The organism is Mucilaginibacter sp. 320_HR (genome assembly GCF_059691875.1).
Genome location: NZ_JCAWAI010000002.1, coordinates 650,216 through 667,632 on the forward strand (window position 1 = coordinate 650,216; position 17,417 = coordinate 667,632).

At 43.9% G+C, this 17,417-nt stretch carries 16 protein-coding genes; 4 read left to right on the plus strand and 12 right to left on the minus strand.

Annotated features, from left to right (window positions below):
- Positions 1 to 8 precede the first annotated feature (8 nt).
- Positions 9 to 1,088, plus strand: coding sequence for a DUF3667 domain-containing protein (locus AC59GT_RS08525; protein ID WP_497237238.1), 1,080 nt, complete (start codon positions 9 to 11; stop codon positions 1,086 to 1,088).
- On the opposite strand, the gene AC59GT_RS08530 is transcribed toward AC59GT_RS08525, so the two are convergent.
- From AC59GT_RS08530 to AC59GT_RS08580, 11 genes are all read right to left on the minus strand, one after another.
- Positions 1,085 to 2,851: a glycoside hydrolase family 9 protein gene (locus AC59GT_RS08530; protein ID WP_497237239.1), complete on the minus strand. Its 1,767-nt coding sequence runs from the start codon at positions 2,849 to 2,851 to the stop codon at positions 1,085 to 1,087. The genes AC59GT_RS08525 and AC59GT_RS08530 overlap by 4 nt on opposite strands.
- A gap of 143 nt (positions 2,852 to 2,994) precedes the next feature.
- Positions 2,995 to 3,600: a porin family protein gene (locus AC59GT_RS08535; protein ID WP_497237240.1), complete on the minus strand. Its 606-nt coding sequence runs from the start codon at positions 3,598 to 3,600 to the stop codon at positions 2,995 to 2,997.
- 160 nt (positions 3,601 to 3,760) lie between these two features.
- Positions 3,761 to 5,101 (minus strand): TolC family protein, encoded by a 1,341-nt coding sequence (locus AC59GT_RS08540; protein ID WP_497237241.1) that lies wholly within the window; start codon positions 5,099 to 5,101, stop codon positions 3,761 to 3,763.
- A gap of 13 nt (positions 5,102 to 5,114) precedes the next feature.
- The gene (locus AC59GT_RS08545) at positions 5,115 to 5,792 is read right to left on the minus strand and encodes an ABC transporter ATP-binding protein (protein WP_117381557.1); all 678 of its coding nucleotides are present in this window, start codon (positions 5,790 to 5,792) and stop codon (positions 5,115 to 5,117) included.
- 655 nt (positions 5,793 to 6,447) lie between these two features.
- On the minus strand, positions 6,448 to 7,464 hold the full coding sequence (gene bioB / locus AC59GT_RS08550; RefSeq protein ID WP_497237242.1) for a biotin synthase BioB: 1,017 nt from the start codon (positions 7,462 to 7,464) through the stop codon (positions 6,448 to 6,450).
- A 42-nt stretch (positions 7,465 to 7,506) separates the two neighbouring features.
- Positions 7,507 to 8,862, minus strand: a complete 1,356-nt coding sequence (gene mgtE, locus AC59GT_RS08555) for a magnesium transporter (protein ID WP_497237243.1) — start codon at positions 8,860 to 8,862, stop codon at positions 7,507 to 7,509.
- Between the two features lie 72 nt (positions 8,863 to 8,934).
- Entirely contained in the window at positions 8,935 to 9,549 is a 615-nt protein-coding gene (locus AC59GT_RS08560; RefSeq protein WP_497237244.1) for an IMPACT family protein, read from the minus strand.
- Positions 9,549 to 10,418: an EamA family transporter gene (locus AC59GT_RS08565; protein WP_497237245.1), complete on the minus strand. Its 870-nt coding sequence runs from the start codon at positions 10,416 to 10,418 to the stop codon at positions 9,549 to 9,551. Before AC59GT_RS08565 ends, AC59GT_RS08560 begins: the two co-directional genes overlap by 1 nt.
- 7 nt (positions 10,419 to 10,425) lie before the next feature.
- Entirely contained in the window at positions 10,426 to 11,472 is a 1,047-nt protein-coding gene (gene ribD / locus AC59GT_RS08570; RefSeq protein ID WP_497237246.1) for a bifunctional diaminohydroxyphosphoribosylaminopyrimidine deaminase/5-amino-6-(5-phosphoribosylamino)uracil reductase RibD, read from the minus strand.
- A gap of 103 nt (positions 11,473 to 11,575) precedes the next feature.
- Positions 11,576 to 13,264 carry a M56 family metallopeptidase gene (locus AC59GT_RS08575; protein ID WP_497237247.1) on the minus strand — a complete coding sequence of 563 codons (1,689 nt, stop codon included), beginning with the start codon at positions 13,262 to 13,264 and terminating at the stop codon, positions 11,576 to 11,578.
- Positions 13,261 to 13,629 carry a BlaI/MecI/CopY family transcriptional regulator gene (locus AC59GT_RS08580; protein ID WP_497237248.1) on the minus strand — a complete coding sequence of 123 codons (369 nt, stop codon included), beginning with the start codon at positions 13,627 to 13,629 and terminating at the stop codon, positions 13,261 to 13,263. The genes AC59GT_RS08575 and AC59GT_RS08580 overlap by 4 nt, the downstream gene beginning before the upstream one ends.
- 298 nt (positions 13,630 to 13,927) lie before the next feature.
- Here AC59GT_RS08580 and argB point away from each other — a divergent pair, with 298 nt between their 5' ends.
- Genes argB through AC59GT_RS08595 form a run of 3 tightly spaced genes read left to right on the plus strand, consistent with a single transcriptional unit; the run spans position 13,928 to position 16,167 of the window.
- Complete coding sequence (gene argB, locus AC59GT_RS08585; protein ID WP_497237249.1) at positions 13,928 to 14,719, plus strand: acetylglutamate kinase; 792 nt, start codon at positions 13,928 to 13,930, stop codon at positions 14,717 to 14,719.
- Between the two features lies 1 nt (position 14,720).
- Entirely contained in the window at positions 14,721 to 15,539 is an 819-nt protein-coding gene (gene proC, locus AC59GT_RS08590) for a pyrroline-5-carboxylate reductase (protein WP_117381551.1), read from the plus strand.
- Positions 15,532 to 16,167: an FMN-binding negative transcriptional regulator gene (locus AC59GT_RS08595; protein ID WP_497237250.1), complete on the plus strand. Its 636-nt coding sequence runs from the start codon at positions 15,532 to 15,534 to the stop codon at positions 16,165 to 16,167. Before proC ends, AC59GT_RS08595 begins: the two co-directional genes overlap by 8 nt.
- On the opposite strand, the gene AC59GT_RS08600 is transcribed toward AC59GT_RS08595, so the two are convergent.
- Entirely contained in the window at positions 16,164 to 17,417 is a 1,254-nt protein-coding gene (locus AC59GT_RS08600; protein ID WP_497237251.1) for a cation:proton antiporter, read from the minus strand. The genes AC59GT_RS08595 and AC59GT_RS08600 overlap by 4 nt on opposite strands.

Here is a 17,417-nt window from a genome sequence, read left to right on the forward strand (position 1 = left end):
CGGCTCTGATGAAAAAGCATTACCGTCACGCCAACGATTGCCTTAACTGCGGCACTATACTGGAGGGAAAGTTCTGTCACAACTGCGGACAGGAAAACCTGGAGATGAAGGAGAGCTTCGGCCACATGGTAACGCATGCTGTGAGCGACTACTTTCACTTCGACGATCAGTTCTTCAGTACGCTTAAGCCACTGTTCTTAAAGCCGGGTAAATTAACTGTTGATTACCTGGCCGGCAAACGGGCCCACTACCTGCACCCGGTGAAGATGTACATCTTCATCAGTTTGCTGTTCTTTGTTGTATTGTTTAAAGGTGGCAAGCATGATTTTATTAAGGTAAACGATAAAGCCGAAACTAAAGAACAAAAAGGCGCAAACGAATTTCAACAAACCATAGCTCAGGATATTGCTAAAGACAAGAATCTTACTCCCGCTCAAAAAAGGGAATTACAGGGGAAGCTAAATACTTACGTGCCCGGTTTGGCAGGTACTGCTTTGAAAGATACAATTAAGTCTAAAAAAGAGCATGAAGGTAATTTCATTGTTTTCGGCAATGATCAAGAGAGCAAAACCTACGAGGAGTACCTTCTTAAACAGAGCAAATTGCCGGAAAGTAAAAGAGAGAACATCTTGGAACGTTACATCACCAAAAAGAGCTTTGACTGGCAAAAGCTCGGCAAAAGTGCGCCGGAGGTCTTTGCAGAAAGCTACAAGCACAATGTGCCCAAGGTAATGTTCCTGCTGCTTCCGCTATTTGCACTGATATTGCAGATGGCCTTTTGGAAGAACAAAAAATATTATGTAGAGCACATCATTTACTCTATTCACCTGCACTGTTTCATCTTTCTGTTCTGGATAGTTGTTCTGGTATTACAGCTGGTGATCCCTTACAAGTGGTTTTCGGATCTTACAAATACCATCTCCTTCTTTGTTATCCTGTGGTATATCTATCGTTCGTTGAGGGTGGTTTATAACCGCAGCCGCTGGCGCACTGTTAGTAAAATGCTGGGCGTGTTCATCATGTACATGCTTACCACAGCTTTCTGTTTCTTTATATTCATTGTTATTACGGCAATTACCTCTGTTTAAGGCTTAAGTTCTTTCTGCAAAGCCTCAATAGCATTTGCAAGGTAAGCTACTGGTGCGTTCCAGTTTATTGCAATCTCGTTCGTTGCGTAAGAGCGGTCGTCGTCTATGTAAGCTTCGTCCGGAACTGTAGAAGGTACCTGTATTTTATCCTGCATCCCAGGGTTCGGCCCGCCTGCTAGCAATCCCGGTACCGGGTCCACTACCCCATCAGCTACCGAAGGCCGGTGATGAGGGTGCATAGTTGGTTTGCTGCCAAAGCCTGTAACATAGCAATAGCCGCTACCGTTCCTGCCCAGTAGGTAGTCCAGGTTGGCAAGGGCGTAATCCAGGTACTTTTTGTTGCGAGTCAGCTTATATGCTTTTATAAGCAGTATACCCTGATTAGCCGCGTTGCTGTTGCTACCCCAGTTAAAGTTCCCTTTAAATTTTGTCATTACTGTTTGGTAAGCATTGCTGTCTGCGCCACTTACAAATATATCGGCAAAATTTATCAACCTATCTTTTATATCTGCCAGTATCAGGCGGTGATCCGGGTCTAACTCTTTACTGTCTGCCAGCGCATAATACCCCAGCAGCTTCACATTAGACCATGTTGGTACAGCAACCATTTCGCTTTTAGACATGTTTATCCTGGAAAAATACCCGTCCTTGCCGGTCGCCTTGTACAACTCGGCCGAGGCCCACAAAAACTCGTCACTTACATTTCTGTCGCCGTAAGTGCCGGTGGTAACGGCAGGCTTAAACTGCTTGTTAATGGCATCCTGTTCGTACAATACATTAGGGTTTTTAACTGCCCACTGGTAAGCATATTCCGAAACTTTCAGGCAGGAGTCAGCAAAACCTGGCAGTTCTTTATCAAAACCCTTAAATATGCGTGAGGCCTGTGCGGCAACTGCGGCAAGGTCCAAAGCGGCCGCCGTACTCTTTTGAACAACGTAACGGGTAGCTGTATCTTTATCCGGCATTTCCATTTTATCAAACTTGGCTGTAGTGAGTTTATGATAGACGCCGCCATCGTTAGGGTCCTGCATGGTAAGCATCCAGCGTAGGTTCCAAAGCACCTCGTCCAGCACATCAGGCAACTGGTTGTTGCTTTCAGGAATGTTCAGCTTTACAGTCTTCATATATTCGGGAAAGTCCTCGTACAAGGAAAGTAAGGTAGCTGTAGATATACCGCTGTTTACCACATATTTGTTGTAGTCGCCGGCATCATACCAGCCTCCGGGAGATGATACCACAGTGCCCGCGGGTCGTTTAGCATCAGCAGCTGAGGGATGCACCAGCACTTTATTGTCCGGGTGACCTGCTGCCCGGTGCCATTTGCCTGCATGCTTTTCGTCCAAACGAGTTGATGCGCGCATAAAGTAGAAAGCTTTTAATGTACCTGTCGCTACCCCGCTGTTAACTGAATTACTTACAGCAAAGGGGTATGATGTTGCCCCGCCTTTAACGGCCAGGGTGTAAGTGCCGGGTGCGGTAAAGTTGCTGAAATCGGCGATAGCCGTATACTTACCCGAAAAGCCCGGCTTTAATGATTGCTTTAACTTGCCAGTATAAACCACCTTACCACCTGCTTTTATAAGCTGGAATTCGGCGCCGGTACTTACAGTAACAACCGCTACTTTGGGAGCAGCGGGATAAAAGCCGACCTGGCTTAACCGGATAGCCACAGCACCACTGTTAGCATCCTGCGCCGCCAGTTTTAAAGATGTTAACGCCACCAACACACAAGTGGATAAAAAAGCTGTTTTGAGAAATGCCATTACTAAAGTTTTTGATAAATATAGCAGATGCTGCCATAAGGATTATAATACTTTATTAACGAATATTCCTGCAATGCTCCGCATAGTTTGTAAACAAAAAAGGCCTGCACAATGCAGGCCTTTTCTATAGGGTAAAAGTATTATTAGAACGCGTAACCTAAGCTCAGGTTAAATAAGCTTACGCGCGTTTTGTAATCGCTTGTGCCATCAAAGTAAGTTTGTTTAGTTAGACCGGCCTCGTAGCGAAGGTCTACAGATATTTTTTGTACATCTAAGCCTGCCCCTACTGTCCAGGCAAAGTTAGAGTCTTTGTAGTCCAGAGATATTGCGTTTCCGGCAGCACCAACGAAGCTCTGATCACGGTTGATAGCAAACGACAAAAGCGGGCCTGTGTAGAACCTGCCGCCCAAACCAAATGCACCTACTTTGCCGCCAAACAGCAAGGGTACATCTATACTGGTAAACTTAGCCTTGTTTGTAGTGGTGCTTGAATTGCCGTTATTGATATCTACGTTTTTGCTGGTAATATAAATTTCCGGCTGAAAATTGAAACCTAAAGCACCAAAGCGCGCCCAAAAACCTGCAAGATAACCAGCACGGTTATCACTGCTAAGCGAGCCGCTGCCTGATGATAAACTGGTTAAGTTGGCACCTGCCTTTACACCAAATTGTACTTTAGGTAATATCTGAGCTTGTGAAGCCACAATACCGCCGAACACGATACAGGCTGTAAGTAATAATTTTTTCATTTGTGATATAATTTTAGTGTTTAACAAAGGTTTGAAGCATTTGTTTAAGGCTTGCCTTTAAATGGAAATATCCGGCTAGCCGTTGATAATGGCTAGCCGGATATACGGTGGGATTTCTGCGATAAATGTAATATAATCTTGTAGTATGATGCAAATTTTATTATAATGATAATTTACCCTGGTAGTAATCTAAAATCTTGTTATAAATGTACACATCATACCTGGAGTTGATCAGGTTGATCCTGGCCCTGTCGAGGTTGTTCTTCGCCACCACAAAATCTACTGAAGTAAGCACGCCAGCGTTAAACCTGATCTCTGCCGTCCTGAACGATTCGGTATAAGCTTCTACTTGCTGTGCTGATGCCTGGTAGCGCTCATATGCCGATGTCATGTTCAGATATGCCTTTTCTACATCTTGCCTCAACTGCACTTTGGTAGTTTGCTCCACATAGATATTGTTTTGCAGCTGAATTTTAGCCAAAGCAACCTTATTGCGGTTTTGAAAATAGTTAAGGATTGGTATCCGCAAACTGACACCAAACTGGGTACCATAATTATTTTTGAACTGGTCCCAATAAGCAATAGTTTGATTATTAAGTGTAGCTGCGCTTGAGTAATTGGTAGATACATTGCCAAACAACCCAATGGTTGGTAGCAAGCTGCCCTTTGCCACGCTTACGCCTTTCTCAGCGCTTTGGCGCCTGAGCGTTGCTGCCTTTACATAAGCAAGCTGGTTAAGTGCAATGTTATATACCTGGTCGGCAGAGTTTGGTGTTTGTTTGGCAAGTTCTTCTGCATTTATGGGCTGCAACGTAATATTGTCCTTGTAAGGAATGTTCAATATCTGCAATAAATTCAGTTTGGAAGTTTTTAGCGTAGTAGCTGTATTTACAACCGAAAGCTGATTATCGGCATAAGTACCCTTCAGGTCGTACAGGTCAGACGGTAACTTGTTCGCGCCTTCCTTCTCCAATATTTGCAAACGGGCAACCTGCTGCCTGGAAACTTCCAGCTGGTTTTTCACCTGCGCTAAAAGCTCGGTATTGTCCAGCACCATCAGGTATGCGGTTATTACATTAATGGTTACCTGGTCTTTAGCCTGTTGCAGATCCATTTTGCCGGCCTGGTAAGCCAACGATGTTTGCTTTATGTTATTCAGATTTTGCAATCCACTGAACACGGTAAGATCGCTACCAAGGTTGTAATTGCCCGATTTAAAGGACTGCTTAACGTAGGTGTTTGTAGATGGGTCGATACCACGGCCGTTGTTAATGCTGTGGTCTACCTGTCCGTTGAGGGTTGGCAGCATGTTCTCGCGGGCCTGGTTCAGGTTTACCTGTGAAGTTTGCACCGCCAGCTCGCTCTTTTTTACGTCGAGGTTGTTCTTCACGGCAATATCTATACATTGCTGTAAACTCAGCGTTGTATCGGCAGATTGGCTGTGTGCAAGTGCCGGTGATAATAAATTAAGGCTAACAATTAAGTATTTAACGTATCGCATTTTGTGTATCAGTTCAGAATTTTGTTGAAGATTCTACCCTTCCATCCAACAGGTTAATAATGCGCGAACCATATTCTGCATTCTTTTCAGAATGAGTTACCTGGATGATAGTAACCCCGTCTTCTTTATTCAATTTTCTAAACAGCTCCATAATGTCCTCCCCTTGTTTGGAGTTAAGGTTACCGGTTGGTTCATCTGCAAGTAATAGCTTAGGGCTTGCAATAAGTGCACGGGCTATACCCACCAGCTGCTGCTGCCCGCCGGAAAGCTGCGAGGGAAAAAGGTCCTTCTTCCCAACTATCTGGAAACGATCGAGCATATCAGCTACCATCGCTTTACGCTCCGAACCTTTTACGTCCTGGTAGATCAGCGGTGTCTCAATGTTTTCGTAAACGGTAAGTTCATCAATAAGGTGGTAAGCCTGGAAAACAAAGCCGATGTATTTTTTGTACAACGCGGCACGTTGCTTTTCTTTCATTTGATGAACGGGCTGCTCTACAAAATAGTGATAGCCTGATGATGGTTCGTCCAGCATACCGATGATGTTGAGCAGGGTTGACTTGCCAGAACCGGACGGGCCCATAATAGATACAAATTCGCCCTCATCAACATCAAGGCTGATATCGTTTATAACGTAGTTCTTATTGCCGCCTACCTGGTAATACTTAGAAATGTGCTGTAGTGATAACATTTTAGTTGCTTGAGATAAATGAATGGTTGTTTACTGTTCGCAATTTCTTGATTTCATTTTGGCATTGAAGTATCAATAACATACCAAATTAGCAAAGCGCTGTTATACAATAACTTATAATTATTTTGGACAAGATCACTGTACGCTTATGTACAGACAGCCGTTCGGTATTGATACAGTTAAAGCTGCAACGGCGCTTTCATCAGAATAAAAGCAGGTCTTAAACGGGGAAGGCGGTGGTAAGCAAAGTAAGAGGTTGTTGCCGGATGCATTCGGTTGCGCTTGTGTTATAACAATTATTGACTTGGTCGGGATACTTAAATGTTAAAACTTGTGTGGTGTGCCTTATTGTGAAGCAATGAATAATCTTGCGGAATTTGTATTGTACAAGGTGTGTAAGTGCCTTACGAAAGTGTCCCACTTTCAGCTTCTGGAGGGTGTCTCAAGGAAGTTATTGATGGAGCGCATATTTACGCATAACAGTCACACGTAAAGGTCTTTGAATATAAATAGCTGAAGTATTTGTACTGTCCCGGTGTGTCCCGCTTCTTAAATGTATATAGCTATAAACCAGCTAATTATGTAAAAAGGCTGTCCCGGGTGTCCCGCTTTCTAAGCGGGACACCCGGGACAGCAAGTTGTAGGTAAGGATGTATTAAATTACCTCGTTGATGCTCATCTCCTTCAGTTCTTTTGGAACATTAGGTCGGCCGTTTTTGAACGCCTTACGCGGACTAAGCCCCAGCAGTTCAAACATGGCCATATCCTCATCAAATGACGGGTTTGGCGTAGTAAGTAGCTTTTCGCCTGCAAAAATTGAGTTAGCACCTGCCATAAAACAGAAGGCCTGCTCCAGTGTGCTCATCTCAGTACGGCCTGCAGAAAGGCGAACAACCGTCTTCGGCATAATAATGCGCGCTGTAGCGATCATCCTTATCATATCCCAGATAGCAACTCTCGGCTGATCTGCCAGCGGTGTACCCTTAACCGGCACCAACGCGTTGATTGGAACTGACTCCGGATGTTTGGGCAGGTTAGACAGCGTCTTCAGCATAGATATACGGTCCTCAACAGTTTCGCCAAGCCCGATGATGCCCCCGCTGCAAACAGATATCTTCGCTTTGCGCACGTTCTCCAATGTTTTCAGGCGGTCATCGTAAGTACGGGTTGTAATAATGCGTTTGTAATCGTCCTCAGAGGTATCAAGGTTGTGGTTATAGGCATATAGACCAGCATCCGCTAAGCGCTGCGCCTGATGCTCGGTAAGCATACCCAGGGTGCAGCATACCTCCATGTCCAACTCGTTTACTGCCTTAACCATGTCCAGCACTTTGTCAAAGTCGCGGTTGTCGCGTACTTCGCGCCACGCTGCGCCCATACAAAGCCTGCTTGCGCCGCCGTTCTTGGCCCGTTGTGCAACGGCAATAACTTCTTCCTTGGGCATAATGGCATGCACATCAACACCGGTGTTGTAGCGCGCAGCCTGCGGGCAATATGCGCAATCTTCCGGGCAGCCGCCGGTTTTGATAGAGATCAAGGAACTAATCTGCACTTCAGAATAATCCTTGTTTTCGCGGTGTATGGTAGCAGCGCGGTAAACGAGATCCAGCAGTGGTGAATGGTATATTTCAGAGATTTCTTCGGTTGTCCAGTTGTATCTTACTTCAGTCATAAGCATTGGTGTTATCGGCCCAAATTTATTTAAAAGTTTTGTTTACCTGTGTAATAAAAGCGTACTTGCCAGCCATAGGGGCAATAAAAATCCTATACAATCTGTAAAGGTGGTGATGATGATTGACGATGCTACAGCAGGATCAACCCCTACCCGCTTTAAAATCAGAGGAATAGAAGCGCCTGTAACTCCGGCTACTATCAAGTTTCCTGTCATAGCCAGGAACAGCACCAACCCCAGTACCAGGTTAGCATCGTAAAAATAAGCTACTGCGAAAATAATCAATCCATTTGCTGCACCGTTAATCAATCCTACCAAAAACTCTTTTAATACGGTGTTGTAAGCTTGCCGGTCGCTAAGGTCTGTGAGCGATATACGGCGAACCGTTACGGCAAGTGCCTGTGTAGCCGTGTTGCCACCCATTCCTGCTATTATAGTCATGTAAGCGGATATGATTGCCAAATCTTTTATGGTTGCATCAAAATGGCGGATAATAGAGGCGGCGAGAAAACCTGTAGCAAGATTAATCACCAGCCATGGTAAGCGGCTTTTTACCGCTTCCTGCCAATTACCGCTGAGTTCTTCGTCCTCACTTACACCTGATATCTTTAAGATATCCTCGGTGCTCTCCTGCTCCATTACATCGATGATGTCATCTACAGTAATTCGGCCCAGCAATTTCATATTATCATCTACCACTGGGATAGCTGTAAGGTTATATTGCGATATCAGTCCGGCAACATCCTCCTGGTCGAGGTCAGCCTTTACATATACGAAGTCTTTGATCACGAGATCACTTACCCGCGCGTCAGACCGGGCCTTAATAATAGACTTTACCGAAAGGATGCCTTGCAGAATATCGGCATCATCTACCACGTAAATGGTATAGAACTCTTCCATCTCCTCGCTCTGACGGATGATCTCTTCCAGCGCATCCTTCTTATCAAGATTGATGTTCACCTTAATAATCTCCGAGTTCATGAGGCCGCCTGCAGTGTCCTCGTCGTACTTCAGCAGCGCACGGATGTTGGTGGCATCCTCGTGATCTATATCCGCTAGTATCTCGTGCTGTTCATGCTCTTCTAATTGAGATATGATATCCGTCGCATCATCATAGTCCAGTTCCTCAACGATCTCTGAGCGCTTTTCGGGATCAAGATTCAGCAAAAGTTCCTCGGGGTGAGCCTCCTCCGTCATCTCCGATAGGACTTCAGATGCTATATCGGCCGGTAACAGGTTGATGATGCGCTCGCGGCCTTCCTGCGAAAGTTTTTCAAACAGTATCGCAATCTCCGAGGCATGATATTCTTTCAGAACTTCCTCAAGACCAGCATCATCGCCATCAAGCGCTACTTTAATTCGCTGCAGGTCCGATTTATCTATTTCAAAAGATTGCATATGCAGGCAAATTACGGTTTTTTACTGAATGACTGACAGGTAAAAGGCTGTATTTAAAAGCCGTTTAAGACGTTATCCGCTGTAGTTATAGGTTACCCTAGCTTTCTCTACTTTGTTGAGTTTGGCCATAACAGATTCTACCTGCGTTTTCCTGACGGAAAACTTTATGCTACAATTTAGTTCTGATGTTTGTTCGATAATTGATAGTTGCTCTTCTTTTATAATCCGCATTACGTCATTCATTTGAGGGTACTCGAACATAACGGTGTAAACATCATTAACGGTCTTCTCTACCACGCTAGCTTCTGCCAGAGCAGCCTCTGTAGCCGCTTTGTACGCGTTTATCAATCCCGGTACACCCAGTAGTGTTCCGCCAAAATAACGCACAACGACAACCAGTGTATTGGTGATGTCTTTAGAAAGCAAAGTATTTAGTATTGGCCGGCCTGCAGTGCCTGAAGGTTCTCCGTCATCGTTCACACGGAATACAGAGCGATCTATCCCCAGCCTTATTGCCCAGCAATGATGATTTGCCTTTGGATGAAGCGATTTTAGATTTGCTACCAACGGCTTTACCTCAGCGTCGTTTGTAATGGGATAAGCAAACGAAAGGAACTTACTTCCCCGGTCGCGAAAAATACCTTCAGCCGGTTGGGCGATGGTTTTATAGGTATCTTCGAAAAGCATTAATGTTGAGAGATCGTGATGATGATAATTGCGAAAACCGCTAAACCGATGCCTATCTTATTTAATAAACTAAGGCGTTCTTTAAATACCATTAAACCAACAAGTGCGGCTACTGTTATCACACCTATATTCATGGCAGAGAAAACAGCTGACGGGCTTGTTGATAGTTGTTGATGAGCTTTGATGTAAAACAGGATATTGCCGAAATTGGCTACACCCAATATCCACCCAAACATCATGTGCGGCCATGAAATGCGTGCTTTATTAGTGATTACCTGGTACAATAACGCAACCAGCGCAATAACAAAGGCTAGTATAAAAATAACGAAAAGAGAGGTGGTATATGGCAGCACCTTTACTCCCGCCACTTGCTTAAACAAAATATCTATAGCGCCAAAGCCCAGGAACACTATCAACAGGTAAATCCAAGCATTGCTGATGACCTTGCGATTAGCAGTTTGTTTTTGCCACGGGATTGAACATAGTATAGCAGCAAACCCAACAATTATACCCACTATTTTCAACGGAGTGAACGTTTCTCCAAACAGAAAATAGGATGCTACTAACGGGATGAATAACGAAAGGCGTTGTGCAACATCTGTACGCACAATACCTGCTACACGTACAGACGAAGCCATTACCATAAAAATTACCGGTAGCAAAATGCCAACGGCAATATATATAGGGAGCGGCGCGCCATTCAGATCAAGGTCTTCCAACTTAGGCCTAAAGAAGAACCACGTGAGCAAAATAGCCATAGAGTAGTTCCAGGTGATAGCCTGAAATACGTGTATGCTGTAGCGCCTGGACAGTTTCAGCAATATTGAAACTACCACACTACAGCAAACACTTAAAAAAACGTATAACATCAGCCTGTTAGCTATTGTAAAACAATTGTAATTGGTCGGCACCAATGGCATAGTGACCACCATTGGTGCCACTTATAACTGGTGGAGGTATGCCTTGGTTCAACACACCCGGTCCGGTAAAAATACGCGCTTCATCCCACAATCCATATTTAATGAAAGAATTTAATGTATACGCGCCACCTTCTATAATTACTGATTGAATATCCTGCATCCAGAGTTGGAACATCATATATTGTGGCAGGTAGTGGTTAAAGTCCTCTAATGCGATATACTTCATGTTGCCCTCTATATCCGTCTTCAGCTCATTAAATATCAAAGTTTCTGTCGATTGATCAAACAGGTGCAAGTCCTTAGGCAGTGTAAGCTCGCGGTCTATAACCACGCGTTTTGGATTGCGGCCTTGCGCGTATCGTACATTTAGCTGGGGATTGTCATTTAAGGCAGTGTTTCTTCCAACCAATATGGCATCTTCTTTGGCGCGCCATTGGTGTACCAACTTGCGGCTTTCAGGTCCGGTAATCCAATGCTGGCTGCCATCACGGGGAGCAAAAAAACCGTCTGCTGTTTGCGCCCACTTTAAAATAATATAAGGGCGTTGCTTTTGTACACGGGTGAAAAAACGACGATTAAGGTGGCGGCTTTCCTGTTCCAACACACCAACGGTTACATCAACACCTGCAGCCTTTAATTTTTCTATCCCCTTACCATCTACCTGTGGGAAAGGGTCGCGGCAGCCTACAACTACATTTGGTATTTGGTGTTTAATAATTAAATCTGCACATGGCGGAGTTTTGCCGTAATGCGCGCAGGGTTCAAGAGAAACATAAATTGTTGATCTTTTTAGCAGATCCACCGCATCCGGGTACTTCTCAACCACCTGGTTGATTGCGTTTACTTCGGCGTGTGGTCCGCCATATTGCTTATGGTAGCCTTCCCCAATCACCTTATCGCCACACACCACTACAGCACCCACCATCGGGTTAGGGCTCACAAACCCAGCTCCAAGTTCAGCAAGTTCAAGGCAGCGCTGCATGTATAATTGATGATCAGGCATGCAGCAAAAGTAACATTAATCTTAATTGCTGCCTTAATTATGCACCAGCTGATTGTAATTCAGCAGTAATATAAGCCCGGGTAAATGCCCGGGCTTATTAGTGTTACAGTTTAGCGTAAAACCGCGAGAAGTATTCCGGATTTTTAGTGCCGTAGCTTTTGATGTTGTTACTAAGAGATACCCAGTCTTTAACCGTGTATTCCTGAGCACCAGTCTTCACTTCATGAACGAAACGAAAACGAACATTGTCGCCTTCTTTTATATCCTCAAACGTGGGCGCGGAAGGCTCAATGTTAAGCCTTATTTTAAAGCCGCCATCCACTACTACTATAGCGCTTTTCCATTTTCCGTTAGGGTACTTTTGTACAGAAGTAAGCTTGCCGTCTGTAAACCTTACAGCGTTGGCTTCATACAAGAAAGCATACTTTGGTAGCACGCGCTCTTCTTTGCCAATGTTATAAATTACTTTATTGTCTTTCTCTATTGAAAGCGGGTTTATCACGACAGGCTGGTCTTTGCCAAAAAATATCAAACCTGGTTCTATTTTCACCTCATCGCCTGGGTTTAAAAGGCCTGAAATAGTGAATTTACCCGGACTTGGTGAAAGCAGATACCTATCGCCTTCGTGTAACAGCATATATCCGTTCACATGTCCGAGAAATGCCTTGTAATTGGTGTCAACAATAGCTACTACTTTGTATGATAACGTTTTGCCGCTTATTTTACTAATCAACTCCTGCTTGTGTTTAAATTCCGGAGAGCTAAATAATAACTGTGCCGCTTTCCTATTTTTTTCCTGCTCTTCTTTAATCTCCTTTCCGTTACGGCGAATTCTCTGGCGATATTTGTTGATTTCGTTAGTTGTGTCAGCTGCAGGCTCGCTTTGTTTGGGCTTGTTACCCAACTTTTCGTTTACTTGTTTAAAGTTAGCAAAGGCTAAACAGCTTATTACTACTACCGGTAGTATAAGCACGTAAATAATCTTTTTCATATTAGCTGTTGGTTTGTTAAATAACATAGTGATGCGTTTTTTTAGCGGGACTTTGCTAAAGCTATGAAAGAGCGAGCTGTTGCCGGATACTGCAAGTTTGAAAAGCAATTGTGCATAAGCACCTTTATCATCTCTACCAGCAATTATGCGGTCTACTTCAAACTCGTGGTTTTCTTCTATCGAACGTATGTAGAAGTAAGCAAAAGGGTTAAACCAAAGAATAATTTGAACCAATCGCGCAACTAGCCGGTCGGCAGAATGCATAAGTTTAATGTGTAGCATCTCATGGGCAATAACTTGTTTCAGTTCGTCAGGATGCAACTCTTCATCATTCACGAAAATTATGTTCAGGAAAGAGCTGTTCGCCAGCTTGGCACCACCTTTCAGCACTTTAACGGTGCCTAATCGCATCAGTTGTTTGCCCCTGATACGACGAAAGAATAAACTTAATGTGAACACGAGTCGAACGCCCGAAGCAGTTGCAATTGCTATATAAAAACCCTGCAGAGCACTCAGCCAGTCAAACGTGATTTTAGCATCTCTGTTTAACGTAGTGCTGACTGATATTGCTGGCTCCTCCTGTATATTGCGCACATAGTAAATTGGTTCTAAGACAGGTAGTGGTTCTGCGGTATTTACAGGAAGGTGCAATGCGGGGATAGCAAAACTGAGCAGCAATGTACCGATCAGATAACAGCGGTTTGTAGTAAAAAACGTATATCTGCGTAGCAGCAGGAAATAGAAGGCGTAAAATATGCCTGTACAGGCGGATACCTGCAAAAGGTAAATTAGTGCTTTCATCCTTTTGTGTTTTTATTGATGATGTCTTTGATCTTGTTCAGGTCCTCCTCACTTAGCTTTTCCTCTTTAACCATAAAGGAAAACAGGCTTTCTACCGAGCTGTCAAAATACCCCGTGAACATTTTTTTAAATGATGCCTTGCGGTACTCAGCTTTGCTGATGGCCGGAAAATATTCGTAGGTTTTTCCGTACGCCTTGTAATTTACATACCCCTTCTTTTCGAGTAAGCGCACAACTGATGAAATGGTATTGTACGGTGGTTTAGGATCTTCAGGCAATGCATCTATAATGTCTTTTACAAAAGCCTTTTTCAACTTCCATATCACTTGCATTACGCGTTCTTCTCCCCTGGTTAGTTCTTCCATATCCAAATATACAACGTACTTTTCAGTTTTACAACTTAAAATTAAGTTATATAATTTATTTTTCAGTTATGACAGGTAATAAATTGGTAACGAGCATGAAATGTTACGGAAGTAATTATAAAAGGGTTGGTTAAAGCATGTTATTGAGTACTACAGCCGATCAAACCGTCTAAGTACAATGTTATCACTAAATTCAAATTTCAAAAATCTTGTTTGTAAATCCTTCTGCTGTTTACTTTACTGGCAAACCATTCTTTAAATTTACCTATTATTGCCATCGGACTTATATAGTATATGTATGCAGGCATTGCATGTGATAAAAATTGGTGGTAACGTAATAGATAATTCTGAAAACCTGCACAGGTTTTTAAAGGACTTTACCGCACTTGAAGGATTTAAGATACTGGTACACGGAGGTGGGAAAGTGGCTACCCAAGTGTCGGAAAGTATGGGCGTAGAAGCGCGTATGATCGACGGCAGGCGGATAACAGACATTGACACCCTGCGGATTGTAACTATGGTATACGGCGGGTTGATCAATAAAAACATTGTTGCCCAATTACAACGCTATGGCACAAACGCCATTGGTTTAACGGGAGCTGACGGCGACTTTATCCGGGCTAAAAAGCGTCCGGTAAAAACAATTGATTACGGCTTTGCAGGCGATTTAGCTGAAAATTCCATTAATCCGGAAAGCATTGGTAAATTACTTGATGCAGGGTTCACTCCCGTTTTTTGCGCGCTGACACATGACGGTGAGGGGCAATTATTAAATACTAATGCCGATACTATCGCTTCTGCGCTGGCTGTTGCGCTATCTGAACTGTACGATACAACGCTGGTGTATTGTTTCGAGAAAAAAGGTGTTCTTCAGGACATTGATGATGAAGATTCATTGATACGGGAAATAGACCCTGAACGATATGAAAAGTTAAAGACAGAACAAATAATCCACAGCGGCATGCTGCCAAAGATGGATAATGCATTTACAGCCATCTCCTGCGGAGTTAAGGCTGTTATAATTGGTCATTCCGATGATCTCGGTCAGCTGAAAAAGGATAAAGGTTTTGGTACACGCTTAAGCAAATAACATGGAAACACAACAGCATATAGCCATATTGGGCAGCGGTAACATAGGATTGGCATTGGCCAAAGGTTTAGTAAAGGCAGGTATATTTACTCCTCAGCAAATCACGCTTACGCGGCGCAATACAGCAGCTTTAGCGCCACTTGCGGCCGACGGCTACAACGTTACAGCAAATAACACCGAAGCTGTTACCAAGGCAGACATTGTTGTGCTTGCCATTTTACCGCAACAACTAAATAAACTGCTTGATGAAATTAAGCCAGCTGCTATGGAAAGCAAGCATTTGCTGATATCGGTCGTGTCCGGCGTAAGCTGCCAGGATATTCGCAATCAGCTTGGCTTACAAGTTCAGGTGATTCGCGCTATGCCAAACACAGCGATAGCAATTGGCCACAGCATGACCTGTATAGCTACTGATAATGCTTCCGCAGCAAATGTAAGCCTCGTCAAGTCACTGTTTGATACGGTTGGCGTAAGCATCCAGATTAATGAAGAACTAATGACTTCCGCTACCGCTTTATGCGCCTGTGGTATAGCGTTTTTCCTGCGGTCTATACGTGCTGCATCACAAGGTGGAACCGAAATAGGTTTTCATGCTCATGATGCGCTTAAAATGGCTGCGCAAACAGCTAAAGGAGCCGCCGACCTTCTGCTTCAGCTTGCCTCACATCCAGAACAGGAGATCGATAAGGTAACATCCCCGAAGGGCTGTACTATTGCGGGCCTTAATGAGATGGAGCATAACGGCTTTAGTTCCGCCATGATAAAAGGCATTAAGCTTTCGGCAGAAAAAGCCGGCGTGCTTTATAAAGGCAGTGAATGACGCTATAATCTTATATAAATTGTATACGCCAAATCACTTCAAAATGCCGGATGTGCAGGAAGCAGTAAGCTTTATGCAGCGGTATAGTTTTGCAACTATTGTTAATACGCAGGATGGTCTCCCTGTGGCCGCTCACATTCCCTTCATTGTAGAGCAGCGGGATGGAGCAATAGTTCTGCTATCGCACTTTGCAAAAGCAAACCCGCAGGCTGCTGCCAGTCTTAATGGAACGTCGTTAGTTATCTTCTCGGAACCGCACGCTTACATATCGCCATCTAATTACGAAAAGGTTCAAAATGTGCCCACATGGAACTACATTTCGGTTCATGCTTACGGAAGAGCAAAATTGATTGATGATGTGGCTGATGTAGAAGCGCTGTTGAAGAAGATGATTAGCTTTTACGAGCAAGGCTATTTGCAGCAATGGGACAATTTAGAGGAGGATTATAAGCTGAAGATGATGAAAGGCATTGTGGCGTTTGAGATTGTGGTAGACGGTCTGCAGGCTAAAAAGAAACTCAGCCAAAATAGGACAGAAGCTGAACAGCAGAGTATTATTAAAATATTTAGCCAGTCTGGTGATGCGAACGAACGACAAATAGGCCAATACATGAGCCGCAATCATTAGCTACCAGCTTCTTTGTTCTTGTAAGTGGAATTAATCATGCGGTTAAGTGTAAGCCCCTGCACAATTATGGAGAATATCACAATAAAATAGCTACCAGAAAGGATAAAGTGCCGGTATGGCGATGCCGGTAATGAGAGTGCCAGCGCTATGGAGATACCTCCCCTTACTCCTGCCCAGGTAAGGATATTTACATTATTGTAATTGATGTTTAATGATCTGCGAAGAAAAGTAAGCGGCACTAATATACTCAGCCATCTTGCAGCTAATATCAGAACTATTCCTATTCCACCGGTGATCCAATAGTTCTTAATATAAGGCAGGTTGATCATCTGTAAACCAACCATCACAAAAAGAATTGTGTTTAATAACTCATCAATCAAATTCCAGAACTTCTCCAGCGCTTCGTGCGAATGCTCCTTTGTATCTGCATTAATAGACCGCGCACCTGCAAATAAACCAGCGGTAACAACGGACAGCGGTATAGAAACATTCAGATAAGATGCCGCTACGGAATTAAACATTACCACGCCTAGCGACACCAGTACGATTGTCTGAAAGTCGTTTACTGAGCGCATCAATCTAAAGGACAGATACCCACTTGCCGCCCCCATAGCAATACCGCCAAAAACTTCCTGTATAAATAGCATAACCGTTTTGCCCAGATCAAAACTGTCAGTTCCCGAACGGGTGATTTCCAGAAGAGTGATGAACAGCACCAAGCCTATCCCATCGTTAAACAACGACTCGCCTGCAATAATGGTTTCCAAATTTGAGGGCAGCTTTGAATGCTTTACGATAGCACCCACCGCAACGGTATCTGTAGGCGAAACTAATGCGCCAAACAGCAGGCAGTAGATGAACGGTATTTTAATATCTATAAGCCCCGCAACAAAATAAAGTAATGTGCCGAATAGAGCTGTAGAAAGAAGCACGCCAATGGTGCTGAGGAGCAGCACCGGCCGCATTTCGCGCTTTAGTTTTCTTACGTTTAAGTTGAACGCGCTGGCAAACAGCAGAAAACCGAGCATCACATTAAGTACTATGGTAGAAAAGCTGATATTGTTGGCCAAAATAGTAAGGTATTTGACCACGCCGGGATATATGTTTTCTACGGCTATCGTCAGAATAGAGCCAGCGATAGCCAAAGACATAATGCCGATGGTACCGGGAAGGCGGAGAAAGCGCGCGTTTATGTACGAGTAAAACGCACATACCATTACCAACAGTGCTATAATTAAGAAAAGGTGCAT

Excerpts from the sequence above, each read along its gene's own strand:
- AC59GT_RS08525 (WP_497237238.1), top strand. The coding sequence starts at position 9 with ATGAAAAAGCATTACCGTCACGCCAACGATTGCCTTAACTGCGGCACT.
- AC59GT_RS08530 (WP_497237239.1), bottom strand. The coding sequence starts at position 2,851 with ATGGCATTTCTCAAAACAGCTTTTTTATCCACTTGTGTGTTGGTGGCG.
- AC59GT_RS08535 (WP_497237240.1), bottom strand. The coding sequence starts at position 3,600 with ATGAAAAAATTATTACTTACAGCCTGTATCGTGTTCGGCGGTATTGTG.
- AC59GT_RS08540 (WP_497237241.1), bottom strand. The coding sequence starts at position 5,101 with ATGCGATACGTTAAATACTTAATTGTTAGCCTTAATTTATTATCACCG.
- AC59GT_RS08545 (WP_117381557.1), bottom strand. The coding sequence starts at position 5,792 with ATGTTATCACTACAGCACATTTCTAAGTATTACCAGGTAGGCGGCAAT.
- bioB (WP_497237242.1), bottom strand. The coding sequence starts at position 7,464 with ATGACTGAAGTAAGATACAACTGGACAACCGAAGAAATCTCTGAAATA.
- mgtE (WP_497237243.1), bottom strand. The coding sequence starts at position 8,862 with ATGCAATCTTTTGAAATAGATAAATCGGACCTGCAGCGAATTAAAGTA.
- AC59GT_RS08560 (WP_497237244.1), bottom strand. The coding sequence starts at position 9,549 with ATGCTTTTCGAAGATACCTATAAAACCATCGCCCAACCGGCTGAAGGT.
- AC59GT_RS08565 (WP_497237245.1), bottom strand. The coding sequence starts at position 10,418 with ATGTTATACGTTTTTTTAAGTGTTTGCTGTAGTGTGGTAGTTTCAATA.
- ribD (WP_497237246.1), bottom strand. The coding sequence starts at position 11,472 with ATGCCTGATCATCAATTATACATGCAGCGCTGCCTTGAACTTGCTGAA.
- AC59GT_RS08575 (WP_497237247.1), bottom strand. The coding sequence starts at position 13,264 with ATGAAAGCACTAATTTACCTTTTGCAGGTATCCGCCTGTACAGGCATA.
- AC59GT_RS08580 (WP_497237248.1), bottom strand. The coding sequence starts at position 13,629 with ATGGAAGAACTAACCAGGGGAGAAGAACGCGTAATGCAAGTGATATGG.
- argB (WP_497237249.1), top strand. The coding sequence starts at position 13,928 with ATGCAGGCATTGCATGTGATAAAAATTGGTGGTAACGTAATAGATAAT.
- proC (WP_117381551.1), top strand. The coding sequence starts at position 14,721 with ATGGAAACACAACAGCATATAGCCATATTGGGCAGCGGTAACATAGGA.
- AC59GT_RS08600 (WP_497237251.1), bottom strand. The coding sequence starts at position 17,417 with ATGCACCTTTTCTTAATTATAGCACTGTTGGTAATGGTATGTGCGTTT.